We start from the raw sequence: 20,841 nt of genomic DNA, 5'->3' as shown, positions 1-20,841 counted from the left end.
TTTGTAACTATAAAACAAAGACAAATATGAAAATTGATTTGTACTATCGCATAACCAAAATTTTATAATAAGCCTTAACCTACATACACATGAGAAAATTTTTACTTACCAAAGTGCTATTGTTAGTTTATGTTTTTTCTTTTGGGAATGAGCATAAAAGTATCAAAACATTACTTTCAAAAACCATATATGTTCCACAAATTTCTGTAACAGGACCAGACACAATGACCACCATTACTAATGGAGATACTACACCAGATATGTTGGATGGGACACTATTTATGGATACTGCTACTGGCCAATCTAATCCTTCTTTTTTTCATATTATTAATAATGGGTCTTTAGATCTTAATATTTCTAACATTACAATAACTGGCGCTGATGCAAGTGAGTTTAGTATGGACGGAATTCCTCCAACAATTGTAGCTTCAGGTGCTCAAGAAGGACTGTTTATTCTATTTGCACCGCAAACTGAAGGTATAAAAACTGCAACAATTACTATTGAAAGTGATGATCCAAGCACACCATCCTATAGTTTTGCTATTCAAGGAACTGCTATTCAGGGAGGAACAGGATTGCATTTTGACGGAATCGATGATTATGTCGATTTTCCTAATGGAAATTACATCATCTCTTCAAACTTTAGTCTAGAATTATGGATACAACCCCAAATTTCTTTAACTACAGATCATTATATCCTAGATACAATAGATGGTGCTTCGGGACACGCAATCTTAATTAATACAACAGGAAACTTGGTATTCACCTTCTTCACTTCAAACGGAGTTCAAACATTAATAAGTAATTCGGTTTTAACCAACCAGTGGCAACATCTTACAATTACTTACGATGGTGCAACCTATAAGATGTATTTCGATGGAAATTTAGACGCTACACTTGATTCGACTGATGCTGTTTTAGACAGTATTGACAATTTGAAGTTAGGAGATATAGCTCAAGGAAGCGGTTTTGCTTACGAGGGTATTATAGATGAATTACGCGTTTGGGATAAAGCAATTGGTATTTGTGGAATACAAAACAATAGGCTATGTGAACTAGCTGGGAACGAAATAGATTTAGCGGCTTATTATGATTTTAATAATGGAGAGGCTAATGGGAATAACTTCCCTATGAACAATATCTTACGATTTAATCATACCATTAGTGCTGGAGCTCCTCCAGATGGTATATTGATGAATTTTGCTTTGAATGGAACGACTTCTAACTGGATAAATGCTACATCCAATATGGTTTTAGGTAGTTGTAGTACTTATCCTGAGTTATCTGTAAGTGGCGCAGGAATTACAATAACTAATGGGGACACTACACCAAGTGGAATTGATGCTACAGATTTTGGACTTCAAGACATTAATGCTTCTCCAGCTGATAATACCTATAACGTATCAAATATTGGAACAGGGGATGCTACTATTACTGATGTTACTATAACTGGAACTAATGCTTCAGATTTTGCAATATTGACTTCTCCAGTTGGCGTAAACACCTCTGGGAGTTCAAGTAATTTAATAATTGGGTTTGTTCCAAGTTCAGTAGGTGCTAAGACTGCTACAGTTACGGTAGTTAGCGATGATTGTGATGGTTCATATACCTTCGATGTTCGAGGAGAGGCCTTTTTGTCTGGAACTGGATTAAATTTTGATGGAACTGATGATCGTATTGAAGTTAGCAATGATTCAGCATTTAATGTCAATACTTTTACAATAGAAGCATACTTTAAAACAACATCTACAGCAGGAGGGCAAGCTATTATAAGTAAGTACGATGCCACAGGTATTAATGGATTCTCTTTGTTCTTAAACAGTTCTGGAAGGATGAGATTTGAGTACGCAGTATCAAATATTGAAGAAACTATTAATTCTATTACTTCTGGGCTTAATGATGGTAACTGGCACCATATAGCTTTAGCATTCGGAAATGGCGAACTTAAATATTATATAGATGGTGTTTTAGACAATGAAATTACATTCAATAATGTTCCCAATGCACCAACAAACACAGAATCACTTTTTATAGGATATTCTGCGTTTAATAACGTTCATTTTAATGGTGATTTAGATGAAGTCCGATTTTGGTCGAGAACTCTATGTTTAGATGAAATCAGTGCACAAAAAGATTGTGAGCTAAGTAATAGCGTGTCAGGTTTAGTGGCAAAATATAGTTTTAATCAAGGAGCAGTTGATAGTGATAATTTTTCTGAGACCATTGCTTCAGATAGTTCAACAAATAATTTCTTTGGAACACTATACAATTTTGATTTAGCCGGAGGTGCTTCCAACTGGACAGATACTACAGCCAATGGAATTTCAGAAACTTGTTCGGTTGCTTTTCCAGAAATCAATGTTCAAGGAGATGGTATAGATATACTCTCGGGAGACGATACCCCAAATACTAGTGATAATACAGATGCAGAGATTGTGGAAGTTGGAAACACAAAGGATATGACCTTTTTTGTACGCAATACAGATGGCACGGGCAATTTACAGGTAAGTAGTGTAACGTTAACTGGAGATACAAATGATTTTACCATAACACAAAACCCTAGTGGAAATGCTATTCTGGCGGGACAGTCAGCAACTTTAAGGTTTACTTTTAATCCTACAACATCTGGAACAAAAACAGCAATTGTTATGGTTAATAGTAATGACTGTGATGAACCAGCTTACACCTTTACAATCCAAGGCTATGGAGCAGGGCAAGGTTCTGGTTTAGACTTTGATGGTACAGACGATATTGTTACGATTCCTCATGATATTTCACAAAACAACTTGAACTTTTCGGTAGATTTTTGGATAAAAACTACAGACGGAATAGGAGGGGTTATAAATAAATTTACACCTAATGGAGATAATGGATGGCGTATTAATTTAGATGGAGGAAGAATTGAATTTTATTACTATGCTAGTGGCTCAAATTATATTACCAGGCTATTAAGCCCAGATACTTATGTGGCAGATGATAACTGGCATCATGTTGCTGTAACACTTAATTCTGGTAATGCCAGATGCTATATAGACGGAACACTTGCCCGCTCTACCGGATGGGATGGAACCGCAACCGCAGCTTCTACAACCGCAGACATACAAATAGGCTATGCAGCAACAGATACTCCAACAGGAGATAGTGGAGGCTATTTTGATGGACAATTAGACGAGTTACGTTTTTGGACTAAAACACTAACGGCTTTTGAAGTAGAAAATCTTAACGGTTGTAGCGCAGATATGGCACAAAATGATTTATTATTAAGTTATAACTTTAATCAAGGTATTGCAACCTTAAATAATAGTACAGTAACCACATTAACAGATAATTCGGGTAATAATACTAACGGAACACTGGCTAACTTTGCTCTAAATGGAAGTGCCAGTAACTGGATAGATGCTTCAGATAACAATGTATCTCAAGCCTGCGATTGTGTGGTTGCAGGAGGTGTAACGTTAACGACACAAGCAGAAGTCGACACTTATACCACAGCTTTAGGAACTTGTGGTGTTATTGAAGGTAATGTTATTATAAACGGTACAATTACAGACCTTTCTGGCTTTTCTAACATTCACACCATTTCTGGAGATTTATACCTAGAAGGTGATATAGTGGACGACTTATCTGGTTTTTCTAGTTTAACAACTATAGGAGACGACTTTACTTTAAAGAATATGATCAATACAACGAGTATTGCTTCATTTTCTAATATCACGAGTTTAGGCGGAGGTTTTGAAGTAAACAACTTAGATGCATTAACAGACATTTCTATTTTAGACCAATTAAATAGTATTGATAGCATAACAATTACAGGTAATACACTTTTAAATACCATTTCGTTTAATCAGTTGCAAACCTTAACAGGGAATTTTGTAATTAATTTTAGTTCATTAAGTTCAGTTTCATTACCTCAATTAACACAAGTGTCAGGAGAAGTACGTATGAATAATATTGGTTCAGGATTATCTAGTATAGCCTTTCCACTTTTACAAAATTGCGGAAACTTTATCATAACAGACCTTACAGGTATAACGACTATTAATGCCCCCGAATTGCTAAGTAGTTCAGGTAGAGTATTAATAGGAGGTTGCGCTAATTTAACGGCTATTAATTTGCCAAATTTAACGAGTATTGATAATGATTTTTCTATAGATAATTGCCCGTTAGTAAATACCATAACAGTAACGGTTTTAGATACTATTGGTACAGATGCAGAATTTGATACAATTGCAATGATTAATTTAGATTTTCTTCAAAGTGTTACTAGTATAGGGAACAGGCTTTCTTTAACAGATTTAACCCAGCTAACTTCTATCCAAGGAATGGATAACTTAACCAGTTTAGGGGGGTTTAATTTAACAAATTGTGACAGCGTGACTAATCTTGAAGGATTTCCTAATTTAAATATTACGTCACTTGGATCTTTAAACATTTCAGGAAATGAAGAAATAACATCTTTAAGTAATTCGTTTTTAGAGTCGTTAACTACTCTAGTTTCTTTAGGAATCAGTTTTAACGGGAATTTAATTGAGATTGATGCTTTACAAAATCTAACAGCACTAACAGGCTCAAGTTTTTCTACTATTAGAAATAATAATGCGTTAGAAAGTATGAATCTATTTGCGTTAAATAATGTTACGGATACATTCATTATTCAAAACCAGCCAAATATAACAAGTTTATGTGGTTTATATAATTATATGACTGCTGGTAACGGAGCAACAACCTTATCGTTTACAGGTATAAACGCAACAGAATGGGACAGTGTACAAGATATATTAGATAATTGTAATACAGGGTTAAATGCAAAAACTTATTTACAAGGCGCGGCCTTAAACCCTAATACAGGAGAAGAAAGCCTTATGCGCGACGATTTAAGAGTTAATGATATAATACCGACAACAAGTCCATATTCAGACGGGATGACATGTAGTGAATTGCTATTCGTTAAAGAAGGGGCCGATGCGATTGTAGACTGGATTTGGTTAGAATTAAGAGCTAGTTCAGATAATACAACAATTATCGCTTCTCGTTCGGCTTTATTACAAAGAGATGGAGATATAGTACATGTTGATGGAAATTCGCCAGTATACTTTAACGCAACTGTAGCAGGGAATTATTATGTTACTGTGAAACACCGTAATCACCTTGGTGTTATGACGGCCAGTACAGTAGCGTTATCTAATACGGCTACAGCAGTGAATTATACAGATGCTAATAATGAAATTACGTTTGGAACAAATGCTCAAACGATTTTTGGTATGCCAAATGGTGTAACAGCGTTATGGGCTGGAGATGTTGATGGAGATGGCAGAACTCAGTATTCAGGAACTACACCTGACAGTCCTTCTATATTATCAACCGTGCTTAACGACCCAGGAAATTTTTTAAATTTTCCTACCTATATAGTACCAGGATATAGTGTATATGATGTTAACATGGACGGAAACACACAATATTCAGGAGTCACACCAGACACTCCTTTTGTTTTACAAAATGTTTTAGCTCACCCTAGTAATTTTTTAAATTTTAGTACTTACGCTATAGAGGAGCAATTACCAGAAAATTAAATAATAAACCAAAAACAAAAATCATGAAAAAAATTACCCAAATTCTTTTAGTTACATTACTGTTTATGCTTTGTACAAGTAAATTAAATGCACAAGATGGTTATACCTACACTTTGCAGCATAATGGGAGTTATAGTTTTACAATTCAGGCTGTTCCAAATACAAGTACTAATAATTTTCTTACTTCAGTACAAAGTTATGGATTCACCATTATCCTTCCAGATGGAGTAACAATTACACCAGACACTTCTTTAGGATCGGGAGCTTCTTCAACTTTCTTTGATGGAGTTAATGTAGCACAACCTACTATTGATGGTTATTTGATTACAGAGACCTTAGGGAGTCCGATTTCATTATCAGCCCCATCATCGGGAATGAATTCAGACATGTATACGTTTACAGTAAATGGTGTTCCAACATCAGGAGTTATGTATATATTAGAGAACAATTCATCTTTAGCTAATACAGTTACGCCATTAAAATCTTTTATGCAGGCAGATATGGTTGATAACGGTATGGCAGAGTTTGCGAATGTTGTCGACCCTAATGGAGCAGGAGTGTCAGGAATGAGCAGCTTTAATTTTGTAACGTTGAGTGAAGAGGAAAAAGAGGTTTTAGACTTTCAGGTGTTTCCAAATCCAACAAGAGATATATTAAACATAAAGGGGCTTTCAAACAACACTATTGAAGATTTAAAGATTAGAGATGTCAATGGTAGATTGGTTCAAATGTCTGAAGCAAAAGAGCAATTAGATGTGAGTCAGTTAAATAGCGGAGTTTACTTTCTAGAAATACAAACAGTAATAGGAAAACAGAACTTAAGATTTATCAAACATTAATGGATTAATAGCGAAAACCTAAAAGATACTCTAAATAGTACGTTTTCCCATACTTATTTGATTAAGCATAAAAGCCTCAGATTAATAATTTCTGAGGCTTTTCTATGCTCAATATTTTAATCTATTTTGATTTTGAATTGTAACGAATTTGTCTCTTTGGACTTTAAAGTACTATCAATAATGATAAGTCACTTTCTGTATTGGAAAATAAGACCGAAGTTTCAGCAAAGAAATAATTGATAAAACTTCTTAGAGGTTTAGCTAATTGTTCGTTCCTGAATCTCTTTCTGATAAGCTCTTGGAGACATGTTTGTTTCCTTTTTAAACGCATTATAAAAGGTAGAAGCCGTATTAAACCCAACATCATAAGCTAAATCTTCAATTTTTTCGTTGGCAAATTCTGGTTGAGATAATTTTTGTTTTATAGTGCTAATTCTAAAACTATTTATAACCTCAGGAAAGCTCTTATTATATAAGGACTTGGTAGCTTTTGAAACCAAATACGTAGGAACGTCTATAGCCTCGGCAAATTGAGATAAAGATATTGCAGGTTGCATAAAGATTTTATCTTCTTCTATAGCAACCTTGATTTTTTGTAATAACTCATGAGGTAAGGACTTGGGGTTTGATTTTTTTACCAATCCTGGTGATTGCAGTGCATAAAAGAATAAAAAGTACATCACTAGAGACGATAATCCAATGCCAATGGCATAATCGTTAATAGTTTCACCTAGTAACTGATAAATTAGAATTCCAGTTAATCCAATTAAAGACACAAAAAGCGCTTTGTGCCATTTAGATAATTCCGGAGATTTAGATGATATCACAAATTGATTTGCAATAAACCCTAAATAAGCTGCTAAACTAATGTTGGCTAATAGATATAAATCATAAGCATAATCACTGTTTGCTACAATAATAATAAAACCCAAAACAGGAAAAATAAGGTGGAAATAATGAATAAGTTTTAGATTAAAAGCGCTAGAATTATTGATTGAAAAATAGACTAGTGCTAACGGACCAATACATGCAAAGCCAAAAAAACCTATACCAACTCCAATGGCAGATATTTCAGGTAAGGCATAATAAAAAATAGACTTCGAAATCCTTAATGCTATGGCTATAAAAAGCAAACCTAATGTTACATCCTTAACTTTATGTTCATTTTTTATGAATAAAAAATAGCTTGCCAAAAACCCACAAGACGTTACTGCTACACCTGAAAACATAATTAGTACAATGGCTGAATTCATGTTTTATATCCTTTCTACAAATATAGGAGTTAAACAAGGTTCACTTTTGTTAAAATGCTCTTAAATCTATCTCTATATTTCACGAATTAGGAGATTTCATAGAGAATATGCTGGTAGTTTTGCCTGTAGAAATCAATAAAATATACAACATGTTTAAAAAGTACTACACAACTTCAGTTTTACTATTAGTATCGGTTTTTGCCTTTGCACAATTTCATACACTAAGCATTCCGCAAGCAAGTCCTGAAGTTCAAGAAACCCAAAAATTAGGTGTTACTAATATCACTATTAAATATAGTAGTCCATCTGTAAGAGGGAGAGATGTTTGGAGTAATACGAATATTATTCCTCAAGACGGAAACCCTATTCCTTGGAGAGCAGGTGCTAATATGAATACAACTATTGAATTTAATACAGATGTGTTAATTGAGGGCCAATTATTAAAACCGGGAATTTATGGATTTCATGTCATTCCAAAAAAGGATGTTTATACTTTATTATTTGCACATAATAATAATCAATGGGGAAGTTATTATCTCGATATAAAAGATGATGTCAGCTTAAGTGTTGATGTGTCCTCTGTAAAATCTCCGTTTTCAGAACAACTGGATTATGAGTTCTTAGATCGCACTGAGAATTCATTGATCATTGGTTTAGAGTGGGCAAATCGAAGACTTCCCTTTAAGGTTGAAGTAGATCTAAATTCAACTACGATTGAAAGTTTTAGAAGTGAACTACGAGGAATAAATACTTACCATTGGCAAGCCTGGAATGATGCTGCAAATTGGTGTCTAAATCATGACACCAATTTAGAAGAAGCTTTAGATTGGGTAAATCGGTCTATAAATGGAGGTTATGGAGGTTTCGCTGCCGATAAAAACCTTACTAATCTCGGAACTAAAATTAAATTATTAAAAAAGCTGAATAAAACTACAGATATGGAAGAAGCAATTAAAGAGGCTAAATCTCTTTTTGCTTCAGCAAATGAAGCCAATGCGTTTGGTATATTTTTATTGCGCAATGGATTTTACCAAGATGCTTATGATTATAATAATTCAAAATTTGAGCAATATCCAGAGTATTGGTCTTTACAATTAAATAGAGGTCTAAGTCAATACTTTTTAGGAAACATAAAAAAATCGGTAAAAGACATCAAAAAAGTAAAAGAAACGGCTCCAGAACGCTTTCATAACAGGCTGGACGAAATTATATCAGAAGTAGAAACAGGAACTTACAAACTATAATTAAAATATTATATGAAGTCAATTACATACATATCTATTGCGATCGCATTACTATTTGTTCATCAAATTTCAGAAGCTCAAATCCTCAAAAGAAAAGGAATGTTGGGTATTATGATGCAAACATTAAACGATAGTATTGCCAATGAACATAATTTAAAACTAAATTCTGGAGTGTACATTACTACAGTAATGCCGAATTCAACATTCTCAAATTTAGGAGTAAAGCAAGGTGATGTACTCACAACATTAAATAATAGACCAGTAAATACAATTCAAGATGTTTTAGCTATTACAAGTGAACTATATGAAGGAGATATTTTAAAGGCAGAATACTTTTCTAATGAAAAGAAACAAACTAATTCGAGTACGTTAAAAGGCAGACCCATTGAAGTATTCGAAAATGGTAGTGTTACTTATGGTGAAGTCGTTTATAAAGACAATGTGTTAAGGAGTATTTTGGTAACTCCAAAAAATAAGCAAAATGCTCCAGTGGTTTACTTTCTTCAAGGATATACCTGCGGTTCTGTAGAAACGGTTTCTAATGATAATCCGATGAAAAAACTATTAAGTGATTGGGTTAATGCTGGATTTGCTGTATATCGAATAGAAAAGCCAGGTGTTGGAGACAGTCAAAGTAAAAAAACGTGTTCTGAAATAAGCTTTACTGAAGAACTTTTAGCGTTTAAAGAAGGCTATAAAGATTTATTAAAGCAAAAATCGATTGATACGAATAACATTTTTATGTTTGGGCACTCCATGGGAGGTGTAATTGCACCTTTATTAAATGAATTTCAAGAACCAAGAGGTATTTTAACTTATGGTAGTATTGCGCAAAACTGGTACGACTATATGATAGATTTATACACCATTCAACCAAAACATTTTGGCGTGTCTGAAGCTCAAATTAAAGAGGATAGTAAAGTAAGTTTACAGTTCAATGATGATTTTTTAATTAAAAAGCTATCAGGTGAAGACATGCTGAAAAACAAAAGCTATGTGGAGGTTTTCAATGCATCAGATTTTGAAAGAAACCAATATATAGGACGTCATTTTAAGTTTTGGCAAAATTTAGCAGATATTAATATTCCTAAAGCGTGGTCAAAGGTTAAAACTAATGTATTTGCCATGCATGGAGAATTTGATATACAAGCAATACATCCTGCTGGTGCACAAAAGATTGCAGATATTGTGAACAAAAATGGAGGTAAAGCCAATTTTATCCTGATTGAAAACGCAGATCATGGGTTTGTAAACTTTAATTCTATGCAGCATAATGTTGAAACGCTAGGTAATGGAAGCTATATGGTACATGCACGTGATAATTATAGTACTACATTAGGTAAGGAAAGTACTAACTGGATGTTTTTAAATCTTAAATAATTATGAAAATTGAGATTATTGCATTATTAATTGGTTTTGTTTTTTCTTGTTCAGGAAGCGCTCAAGAGGTTAATTTTAATATTGATCAAAGCTCATGGGAAGAAGACTTCGTTTTCTTGAAAAAGAAAGTGGAGAAAATGGTGCCTCAATATAAAAATGATACAAACAAAAAAGCGTTTGACAATATTTATGAAATTATTAGTTCATCAGAAATGGGTAATCAAAAAGAAGAGGTTGTTTTTGCTTTACAAAGATTATTGAATACGTTAAATGATGAAGGATGTAATGTGCCATTGTTTCAAAAAGGTGTTGACTTAAAGATTCTACCTATAAAAACATATTGGTTTAATGATGGGCTATATATTCTTGATGCAAGTAACGGTTATAAAGAAATAATTGATAAACAAATTGTAAAAATAAATAACATCAATATTCAAGACGTATTCAATACTATAAAACCAGTTTTAAATGCAGATAATGATTATTATAAGAAATATTTATTTCAGGCATATGGATTAATACCATCTCTTTTAAAAACTGTTGATTTAGGGACTAGCAATGATGAAGTGACTTTGGAGTTTGCTTCAGGAGAGATTAAAACAATTGAAAGTGGTTCCATAGAATCATATTCGGCACTATCTAGAGGGTTAGCTAATGACGAGTTTTTTAGTGCTTCAAATACAACCCACGTCAAAGAAAACTATTGGTTTGAGTACATTCCTAAAACTAAAACACTATTTGTACAATTACAACACATATCTAATAACGATTCTGGTGATTCTTTTTCTGATTTTGTAAAAAGTATTGAAACGATTCTAGCAAAAAATAAAACCACTAAAGTTATTGTAGATGTAAGGTATGGAGGTGGAGGTAATGGTTTTAAGTTAAAGCCTTTAACAGATGCCTTGAGAGATTCAAAAAACATTAATCAGAGAGGAAGGCTATTTGTTCTAACAAGTAATGCTACTCGTGGTACGTTATTAGAATTAGCTTCAATTTTAAAACAAAACACTAAAGCAGTTATTGTAGGAGAACCAACTGCTGAAGGCGCAAATACTGTTGGAGATATAAAATATATCACATTACCTAATTCAGGTTTAAAGGTTTCCTTAACACATAAACTTTGGCCTACAAGTTGGAATGAAAACTCAAGTACTGTTTTGTTACCTGATGAGAAGGTTGTTTATAATTATACGGACAGACGCAAGCATAAAGATCCATGGTTGTTTTTAGTTGATAATTATACAGTAACAAAAGAACAAAATGCTATTTCAGATGACTTAAAAAGCAAACTAATTGGCACCTATAAAATTGAAGATAGAAAAGTAAGCATAGTAGAAAATAATGGACGTTTGTTTTTAACTATGAAGAGAAGAATGAAGAGTTTCTTTGAGATTTCTACCGAATTGTATTTTTTATCTGAAGGCACACTTTCCACAGATATTAATGATGTGTTTCTTAAATATAACATGGAAGATTCTAATCAATTAAAGCTAACAGCATTAAAATGGAAAGATCTTAACTTAAAGGTCCAATAGGACATTTCAATAAAAAAAGAAAACAAAATGTTTTTTGAATCGGCTTCATTGAATTATTTTATAGAGACAATTAATAATTAAAGAAATGAAAAAAACTAAATTTAAACTATTAATCTTATGTGTAATAATGATTCAATCATGTTTTTCGCAAAGCGATGATTTTGATGATTTGAGCGCGTATTTTTTGGAAACATATTTAGGTCTGGGTATTCCAAATTTACAAGTTAATTATGTCCAGAATTTAAACGCTATAAAATCAGCTGAAAGTATTAAATCGCAGGAAGCATTCTTTAAGAATGTTAAACACCAATTAAGTAATATAAATAAAAATGATCTCAATAAATATCAACGTTTAGATTATGATATTATGATCTATGAAGTTGGTTTAAATTTAGAACGTTTATCCTTAGAAAAGGAATGGGATTATACCACAGTACTTAATGATTCTTTAAGTATTTATTCTATTGAAAATGGAAAGGAATGGTATGTTTATTTATTGAAACGTTGGGTAGATGCCGAAGTTAATCCGGATGATATGTTTCAGTTTGGATTAAATGAAATAGAGACTGTCAAGACCGAAATGGAAAAATTACAGCAACTATCAAAATTACCTAAGGAAGCATTTAATCTTCATTTAACAGACTCTTCGTTTTATTACTATAACCTGAAAGACATTGAAAAAGCCTTTAATAATGTCAAATTGCAGGTTGCAAAATCATCTTCATATGTTTTTCCACATATAAAGGATATCTCAGATTTAAAGATTGCTAAAGGCTCTAACGCTTCACTAGCACAAGTGCCAGCGTATTATAATAATAGCACATTTTACTTCAATTATTTTGAGGCACCATTTAATAAACGACAAATAGACTGGATTTATATTCATGAAGGTATCCCTGGTCACCATTATCAAATTATGGTTAACAATATTGTGAAGCGGACAGAGATTCAACAACTTTTTTGGTATCCTGGATTTGTAGAAGGATGGGGAGCTTATGTAGAATATCTTGGAAAAGATCTCGGTATATACAAAACCATATATGATGAATATGGAAAATGGGAATGGGATTTAATACGATCTGTAAGGGTGGCTTTAGATGTTGGACTTAATTTTTATGGTTGGTCCGATGATAAAGCAATGGCTTTCTGGAAAAAACACATCGCTAATCAAGATGATATTGCTAGGCGTGAAATTGCACGAATGAAACGTTGGCCTGCACAGGTTGTAACATATAAATATGGTGCAAATCAGTTTACGGATATGTTGAGTTTAGCAAAACAAAAAGAAAATTTCAACTATAAGAAGTTTCATTTAGAATTATTAAGTCATGGCGACATACCATTGTCAATTGTAAATATTAAAGATCTTATTTTTTGAGTTCATTTAACTGTGTTACGAGTTCTACTATGAGTATGTATTACCTTGATTAGTATTCAGTTATTATATAATTTTTGCGCCTAATTTATCTCTTTGGACTTTAAAGTACTATTAATAATGATAAGTCACTTTCTGTATTGGAAAGTAACTAGCACAAACTGTATCAAACAAAGTTATAGATGAGATTAAATGACGCGAATTTACTTATTATCTACTTGATTAGAGTTTTTGGTTTCCCGAATATATTCTGAAGGGGTCATTTTTGTAATCTCTTTAAAAGCCTTATAAAAGGTAGACTTTGAATTGAATCCAACATCTAGTGCAATAGAAATTAAAGTCAATTCTTTATGATTATTGTTATCAATTCTTTCTAGGAAATCTTTAACCCTATATTCATTAACCAGTTCGTAAAACGTTTTTTTATAAATATTATTTAGAACCCATGATAATTTATTAGTTGTAGTATTAATGTCGTTAGCTAAAATTGATAAACTTAATTCTGGTCGGCAATATCCTTTCTTTTCTTCTAAGAAGATATCAACTAGATTTTGAATCTTACTTATTTCATTGTCGTCAAGTCTATTTTTTCTTTTAGGGATATTTTCATTCTTAGAGGGAAAACGAATTTTAAATATTTCTGGATGTTTTAAATTATAAAAAGCCACGATGTAAATTTGTATACCAAAGAGTAAACACGATATATCCCAGATCATTCTAATATCGATTGGTAATTTAATAACAAAGCGTTCAACAATGCCTAGCAACCAAAAAAACATATAAACCATCAAGCAAATGAGCATAATCTTTATATACTTTATAATAGTTTGATTGAAGGATAGTTCTTCTTCTTCATTTTTCTTATAGTAATTCAATAGTCTATTAGATTTGAATAAATATGCCGAGATAAAAACAAAAAACATGACGTCGTTACAAAACAATAAAGTGTTAAAATAGCTGCTAGGATCTTTTATTGAATCATAAATATAAATATGATAAAAACAGTATACTAAATACAATATCCCTGGTAAATAGTGATAGTATGCTAACTGATAGTTTCCATTTTTATAAAAAAGTAACCGCCTAATATAAGTATAAACTAAAGGTCCGATAAAAAGATAAAAGACATTAATGATATTACCATATCGTCTCAAAAAGTCTCTTTCAAATTCATGGCCTACAGCTCTTTCGAATAAAAAAAAGCAATAAATAGCCAATAAGTACTGTATTGTCCTGTTTGCTCCTGTATGTTTTTTAGGGATATACTGAATGGCAAAAATCAAAAAAATACACTGACCAATAACCAATACCAGAAAAAGCTCATATAGCGATATACTCATCTACTTAAAATTTTAATATTGTCATATTTTAATTTAACATGAAAATAAGTTTATTATTTTTTATCATTTCATTAGTTAGAATTTGATCTTTATTTATGTATGGACTAAAAAATAGTCTGATACTATAGTTTAGGACATCTAATAACTACAATTGTTACATCTGATGACAAAAAAAAGTTTTCTTTACATAAAAATCACAAACATGAAATCAAATCATTTTTTAGTACTTATTGTATGTATATTAATATCGTGCAAGAATAATAGTCAATCAGAATCAAGCAATACACTAGCAAACGAAATTGGGAACGTATACTTTTCAACAGTAGACTTTACAAAAGCTAAAATTTCCTCAGAAGCATATTCAAAAAACTTCAATTTACATAACGACAACTACCTTAGTATTGTTTTTAACTTAGATAAACCATTGATACAAAGCCTTCAAGGGTTAGCTCCAACCTTATCTGAAGATGAATTATTAAACAAAGGAAATTTTCAATTTTCATATATAGTCGATGAGAAAATAATTTATGTAGAGAACTTAAACACCGGAGCAGGACCAAAAACACGTAAAACAGAAAAACTCAGACAAGTAATACCATTAGTAACACCAGAACAAATAGGTTTTTGGGGTTGGTTTATGTGGCAACGATTTATTAAAATTAATGGCGGACAAGATGCGCTTACCGAAGGGAGTCACACCTTAAGTATTGAAATAAGACCTTATTTAAGAGAGGGTACATTAAAAGTTGGCCCTCTTTTGGCAAAAGGAAGTATTGCTGTAGAAGTCCCTAAAATAGTGATAGATGAAAATTTAGTTCCTGTTCAAAAAATACGACCAAATAGTGGTTGGGAAATTTCTAAAGCTAATTTTAATAACAACAAAATTGAAGCACTCAATAGGAAAATTGCAGAAGGTAGGTATGAAGATATTAACGGAATTGTGGTAATAAAAGAAGATAAACTCCTAATAGAGGAATATTTTAATGGCGCAACAAGAGACAGTTTACACAACCCTATGTCGGTGGGAAAATCATTTGCTTCTACACTACTAGGAATTGCCATTAAAGAAAAATTTATAAAAGACGAAAATACGTTATTAAAAGACTTTTACGATTTAAAGTCATATAAGAATTATAGCACTAAAAAAGATTCTGTAACACTGAAATCACTTTTAACAATGAGTTCTGGGTTTGTTGGTGATGACCGTGACAATGACAGTCCTGGGACTGAATATAAAATGCAATCTTCTGATAATTGGGTGAAATTCACTTTAGATTTACCCATGCATAAAGATAAAATAATAGGTAAAGACTATAACTACTTTACTGCTGGTTCTAATTTGTTAGGGGATATCGTTCATAAATCTGTTCCAAATGGATTGGTTTCTTATGCTGATAAAAAATTATTTACGCCGTTAGGAATTACCAATTATGAGTGGTTTTATACCCCTCAAAATATTGCATATACTGGTGGTGGAATACAACTTCGAGCTATTGATTTTGCAAAATACGGACAACTTTATAAAAACAAAGGAACATGGAAGGGCAAACAAATTCTCACAGAAGAATGGGTAGAAAAAAGTTTAGCCAAACAAGTATCACAGGATTATGGAGGAATAAAAGGTTTACATTATGGTTATCTTTTTTGGAATAAAACATATACAATAGATGATAAAGATTATGAAGTAGCTTTTTCTGCTGGGAATGGAGGTAATAAAATCTTTATCTTTAAAGACATTCCTTTTGTAGTGGTTATCACTACTTCAGCATATGGTAAACCAGGCACTCATGCCAGTGTTGATAAAATGATGACTGATTATATATTACCAGCGATATTAACTAAGAAGTAACAAAACCGAAAGTATATGCGTTTAACAATTAATTATTTTTTGTGTTTATTAATTCCTATGATAAGCTATTCTCAGGAAATAGGTGACCATCTTAAATATCTTAAGCAAAAGCCGCCATCTATAAAACCAAAGATATTTGCCCCTGATCTTATCTCTAAAAAGGGAGTATATGAGTTTGGATCGGTTTTTAATAAGGATGCAACAGAGTTTTTTTATGGAGTAAATGTTAAAGGGAAAGAAGAGATTCGATTTTCAAAGCTCGTTGGAGATAGTTGGAGTACTCCAAAAACTATTCTTAAACATGAGCGATATGGTTATAATGACCCCTTTCTTTCTCCTGATGAGAATCGATTATACTTTATCTCCCAGAGAACTTTAGATGGTCTTGGAGATTCAAAAGATTATGATATATGGTATGTAGAGAAAATGGATGATAAATGGTCAGATCCTATCAATGCAGGACCAAATATTAATACCGAAGGAGATGAATATTATATTTCTTTTACCAATGATGGAACTATGTATTTTTCTTCAAACAAAAATGGATCTAACTTTGATATTTACGCTTCAAAATTTATTGATGGAGAATTTCAAAAACCAGTAGCCTTAAGCGATTCTATTAATACAAATAACTATGAAGCAGATGTTTTTGTTGATCCAAATGAATCCTATATTATTTTTTGTGCCAATCGCCCTGTAGGACTAGGAAGAGGCGATCTTTATATTAGTTTCAAAAATAATGATGGAACATGGACCAAATCCATTAACATGGGAGAGAAAATAAATACAAAAGGCCATGAACTCTGTCCTTTTGTATCTAAAGATGGCAAATATTTATTTTATACAAGTAATCAAGATATTTACTGGGTAAGCGCTGAAATTATTAATTCACTAAAAAACAAAGGCAATTAAGAGGAAGGCCAAGAACTAATTGGAACATATACGCAAGGGATAGGAGCAAGGATTAAAGTGTTCAAAAAGAAGGATGCTTTTGTTATGAGCGTTGACGGAGGGCCTAGTTATGAGCATGTATTACCTTGATTAGTATTCAATTATTTATATAATTTTTGTTCAAAATTGTATCTTCAATCTTTAATATTTTATAGGCAATGTAGCTTTACTTTATCTATCGGAAAGTAACTGACGTAAACTTTATAAAATTCTATCGTTAATTGTCAAATTGTCTTGATGGTAAATTCTTTGTTTTTAGGGGTTTATATGTATACGTACCGCTACGTATAAAACACGTACTGATACGTATAATATGTTTTTGTGTTTTATTGTAAATTTGTTAATAGGTTGAGCGCTAAAAACGATGGCCTTGATGTTTAAATACTGTAAACATAAGAGATTAGAGAATTATGAATTGATCCTATACAATCTCATAGTAATTTTGAAAAAGCACTCTCAATGATTAATGATATTATTTTAACAAAAAATAAAAACAGTTATCATTTTGTATCTTCAAAAGCATGGAAGACGGCCTCACTTTAATTTAATAATACAATGAAATCACCTATAAGTTTTGTTTTGATTTTAGCGTTTTTATCTGTGCATTTAGGATATGGGCAAACGACTTTACTTGATGATTATGAAGATGTTAATACCTTTTTTAGTACAAATGTTATTTATAACTATAGAGATATCCATTCTTCTGAAAAAGAAGATATTTATACTTTAGAAGATACTTTTATACGCTACTATAGAGGATTGGAGTTGTTAGATAAGGTAGAAGACACACTAAAACTTAAATTTTATGATGATTTCTCTTTAAGGCTGAGTAAATCGAGGTTATTCGATGAATCAAATTATCTATGTAAGAAAGGAATTGAACTAGGAAGACAAGTGCCTGATTATATAGATGTTAGGTTTTTCTATAATCAATTGGCAAATAATTATTTAGAGCTAAAGAAGCACGATAGCGTAACCTGGGCGTTTAAAGAAGTTATTAAAATAAATAAGATAAAACCTACAAACTTTTCAGGATTAGGTAGTTATAATGATTTAGGTTATCACTATTACCTCAACCTTAAAAAATATGATTCGGCATTATATTATTTTAATAAGCGAGATGGGTATCCAGATTCAGTATTTAATGGAACACTTACCTTAGATTCTAGCATCAAAGATAATATAGCTCTGGTATATATGGAGCAAGGCAAATACGCAGAAGCTGGAACGCTTTTTAAAAAGAATTATGAGTATTTTTCAAAACTTAGAAAAGGCTATCAATGGAGAGAACGATGGCTTCGAGCGGGTTTGCAATATGCTGATGTAGAAATATTATTAGGAAATTATACAAAAGCAAGAAGCTTACTGTCAGAAATTGAAAACCATTTTAATAACTTAACAAATTATAAGGAAACCCCTGAGGAATATTTCAAATCAAAATTATTATTACTTAAGATACAGCAACGATATGCATATGCTACACGTCAATTTGATATAGCTAGTACTTTAGTAAAAACTCATTTTAAACTTCAGGACAGTTTAAATTCTAACAGATCAGCACAATTACTTGAAGATGCTTTTTTACTTCGGAAAATAGGTCTTCAAAACGCAAAGAATACGCTTAAGCAAGAGAAAGCTATAAGTGCTATTGAAAAAGAAAACCTGGCATTAGATTTAAAAAGAAAATCGGCAAGGATTTATTGGTCTATCGTAATAGGGGTTTTAATTGCAATTATCATTTTTGGATACTTTCATTTTAAAAAGATGCGAAAGCACAATGAACTCAAAAATCAGATGCAGGAGGAATATTCACATAACCTTATTAAGACTCAAGAAAAAGAACGCTCTAGACTGGCTCGTGAATTACATGATAGTGTTGGTCAAAAGCTCATGTTGCTATCTAAGACCACAAAAACTCTTGGCAGTATAGATGCCGAAAATTTAGCGAGTTCTACATTAGAAGAAATACGGAGTATTTCAAGAGGCTTACATCCTTCCAACCTTGAACGCTTGGGCTTAACAGAATCTATTAATGCATTAGTGTATAGTATTAATGTAAATACAGATTTGTTTTTTACTGATGAGATAGATAATATTGATGATGTACTTTCCAAAGAATCCGAATTACATCTTTACCGGATTATTCAAGAAACGTTAAGTAATGTTGTAAAGCATTCAGAAGCGAAAGCCGTTAAAATGAAAGTTGATAATACTGCTGAAAGTTTAATTGTTGTTATAAGTGATAATGGTAAAGGTTTTGATTTTGAGTCTAAATATAAAAGTATGGCTTTAGGGTTAAAAACCTTATTTGAACGTGCAAAAATGATAGGAGGGCAAATGAATTTTAATAGCAACAAAGGAAAAGGAACAGAAATGACATTAACCATTCCAATTTAAGATGAATAAAAACGAGATTACTATAGTAACTGCAGATGACCATCCAATGCTTTTAAAAGGTTTGAATGATGAGCTACTATCAAATGGCTATAATATTATTGGTCAGGCTAGTAATGGAATTCAAGCCTTAGAAGTTATTCTAAAACTGCAACCTCAAATAGCATTTTTGGATATTGATATGCCCATACTTACTGGTTTTGAAGTCATAAAAATGGCACGAGAAAAAGGGGCTAAAACAAAATTTATTATTTTGTCATTTCACAAAGAGTCTTACTATATTGTTCAAGCCAAAACATTTCAAATTGATGGGTATTTGCTTAAAGAAGATACATTTTTTGAAATCGAACACTGTATAAATGAAGTCTTAAATGGTCATATATATTTCAGTAAATCTATTGATGAGCAACCCATTAATTTGGCAACCGAAGAACTCAAGCGTTTAAAATTATTAACCCTTTCAGAGTCAAAAATATTAAAACTTATAGCTCAAGAGATTTCTAATCAAGATATAGCAGACTCTTTATCACTATCTATCAGAACTATTGAAAAACATCGCAGTAATATTATAGACAAATTAAATCTTAAAAAGGAAAATAATACACTAACAAACTGGGCTTTAGTGAATAGAAGTATTATTCTATCCCAATAATATAAGTAGTAATACGTAATAATTACGTGTTAGCACTTATACCAAAAGAGCCATCCTCATATTATATTGCAGTTCTTTCCAATTATGATAGATAAGAATATGCAAATTGTACTAGCGCATAGCAATAAAAAATATACGAATAAATTAAAAAATGGGATTCTAAAAAAACATCTAAAAAATGTTCAAGTATTTGATGACGGTTTTAAGGCGTTAGCATACATCATTCAAAACTATAGTGAGCTTATAATAGTTGAAGAAGATCTACCCAATTTAAGCGCAGAAGACATTCAAAACGCATTGATTTTTAAAGGTATAAAGTCTAAACTTTTGATACTGAAAAATAACAAACAAGACTTTCATAAAATAGAATTTACATTATCTCAAAATTATACCATTTCCTAAGATATGTCTAATTGAAAACTTTGTTTATTCCAGTGATTGAGTATACATAATTAG

At 31.8% G+C, this 20,841-nt stretch carries 13 protein-coding genes; 11 read left to right on the top strand and 2 right to left on the bottom strand.

The features are described from left to right. The first annotated feature begins 89 nt into the window (after positions 1–89). Both Q0787_RS11970 and Q0787_RS11965 read left to right on the top strand, forming a co-directional pair. A complete protein-coding gene (locus Q0787_RS11970; RefSeq protein WP_298902946.1) occupies positions 90–5,570 on the top strand; it encodes a LamG-like jellyroll fold domain-containing protein in 5,481 nt (1,826 codons plus the stop codon). 23 nt (positions 5,571–5,593) lie between these two features. Beyond that, positions 5,594–6,409 carry a T9SS type A sorting domain-containing protein gene (locus tag Q0787_RS11965; RefSeq protein ID WP_298902945.1) on the top strand — a complete coding sequence of 272 codons (816 nt, stop codon included), beginning with the start codon at positions 5,594–5,596 and terminating at the stop codon, positions 6,407–6,409. A gap of 257 nt (positions 6,410–6,666) precedes the next feature. On the opposite strand, the gene Q0787_RS11960 is transcribed toward Q0787_RS11965, so the two are convergent. Beyond that, entirely contained in the window at positions 6,667–7,662 is a 996-nt protein-coding gene (locus Q0787_RS11960; RefSeq protein WP_298902944.1) for a helix-turn-helix transcriptional regulator, read from the bottom strand. A 149-nt stretch (positions 7,663–7,811) separates the two neighbouring features. Here Q0787_RS11960 and Q0787_RS11955 point away from each other — a divergent pair, with 149 nt between their 5' ends. The 4 genes from Q0787_RS11955 (at position 7,812) to Q0787_RS11940 (ending at position 13,202) form a co-directional block, all read left to right on the top strand. After that, entirely contained in the window at positions 7,812–8,906 is a 1,095-nt protein-coding gene (locus Q0787_RS11955) for a DUF2911 domain-containing protein (protein WP_298902942.1), read from the top strand. Positions 8,907–8,918: 12 nt separating this feature from the next. Continuing rightward, a complete protein-coding gene (locus Q0787_RS11950) occupies positions 8,919–10,286 on the top strand; it encodes a CocE/NonD family hydrolase (RefSeq protein ID WP_298902940.1) in 1,368 nt (455 codons plus the stop codon). Positions 10,287–10,288: 2 nt separating this feature from the next. Beyond that, positions 10,289–11,824, top strand: a complete 1,536-nt coding sequence (locus tag Q0787_RS11945; RefSeq protein WP_298902938.1) for a hypothetical protein — start codon at positions 10,289–10,291, stop codon at positions 11,822–11,824. Positions 11,825–11,909: 85 nt separating this feature from the next. After that, a complete protein-coding gene (locus Q0787_RS11940; RefSeq protein WP_298902937.1) occupies positions 11,910–13,202 on the top strand; it encodes a DUF885 domain-containing protein in 1,293 nt (430 codons plus the stop codon). Positions 13,203–13,402: 200 nt separating this feature from the next. Here Q0787_RS11940 and Q0787_RS11935 read toward each other — a convergent pair whose 3' ends face one another. Then, positions 13,403–14,539, bottom strand: coding sequence for an AraC family transcriptional regulator (locus Q0787_RS11935; RefSeq protein WP_298902935.1), 1,137 nt, complete (start codon positions 14,537–14,539; stop codon positions 13,403–13,405). Positions 14,540–14,741: 202 nt separating this feature from the next. Between Q0787_RS11935 and Q0787_RS11930 the strand changes: the two genes are divergently transcribed. The 5 genes from Q0787_RS11930 to Q0787_RS11910 all read left to right on the top strand — a co-directional run bounded on the left by Q0787_RS11930 (position 14,742) and on the right by Q0787_RS11910 (position 20,787). Continuing rightward, a complete protein-coding gene (locus tag Q0787_RS11930; protein WP_298902934.1) occupies positions 14,742–16,388 on the top strand; it encodes a serine hydrolase in 1,647 nt (548 codons plus the stop codon). Positions 16,389–16,403: 15 nt separating this feature from the next. Further along, positions 16,404–17,300, top strand: a complete 897-nt coding sequence (locus tag Q0787_RS11925) for a hypothetical protein (protein WP_298902933.1) — start codon at positions 16,404–16,406, stop codon at positions 17,298–17,300. A gap of 594 nt (positions 17,301–17,894) precedes the next feature. Beyond that, positions 17,895–19,736, top strand: a complete 1,842-nt coding sequence (locus Q0787_RS11920; protein WP_298902932.1) for a sensor histidine kinase — start codon at positions 17,895–17,897, stop codon at positions 19,734–19,736. Between the two features lies 1 nt (position 19,737). Then, positions 19,738–20,385 carry a response regulator transcription factor gene (locus tag Q0787_RS11915; RefSeq protein ID WP_298902931.1) on the top strand — a complete coding sequence of 216 codons (648 nt, stop codon included), beginning with the start codon at positions 19,738–19,740 and terminating at the stop codon, positions 20,383–20,385. An 84-nt stretch (positions 20,386–20,469) separates the two neighbouring features. Continuing rightward, positions 20,470–20,787: a hypothetical protein gene (locus tag Q0787_RS11910; RefSeq protein ID WP_298902930.1), complete on the top strand. Its 318-nt coding sequence runs from the start codon at positions 20,470–20,472 to the stop codon at positions 20,785–20,787. Positions 20,788–20,841: the final 54 nt, after the last annotated feature.

It is taken from the genome of uncultured Psychroserpens sp., assembly GCF_947492715.1.
In the GTDB taxonomy this organism is placed as follows: Bacteria; Bacteroidota; Bacteroidia; order Flavobacteriales; family Flavobacteriaceae; genus Psychroserpens.
The sequence above is the reverse complement of the archived record's forward strand: the minus strand, read 5'-3'. Positions and strand labels throughout refer to the sequence as shown.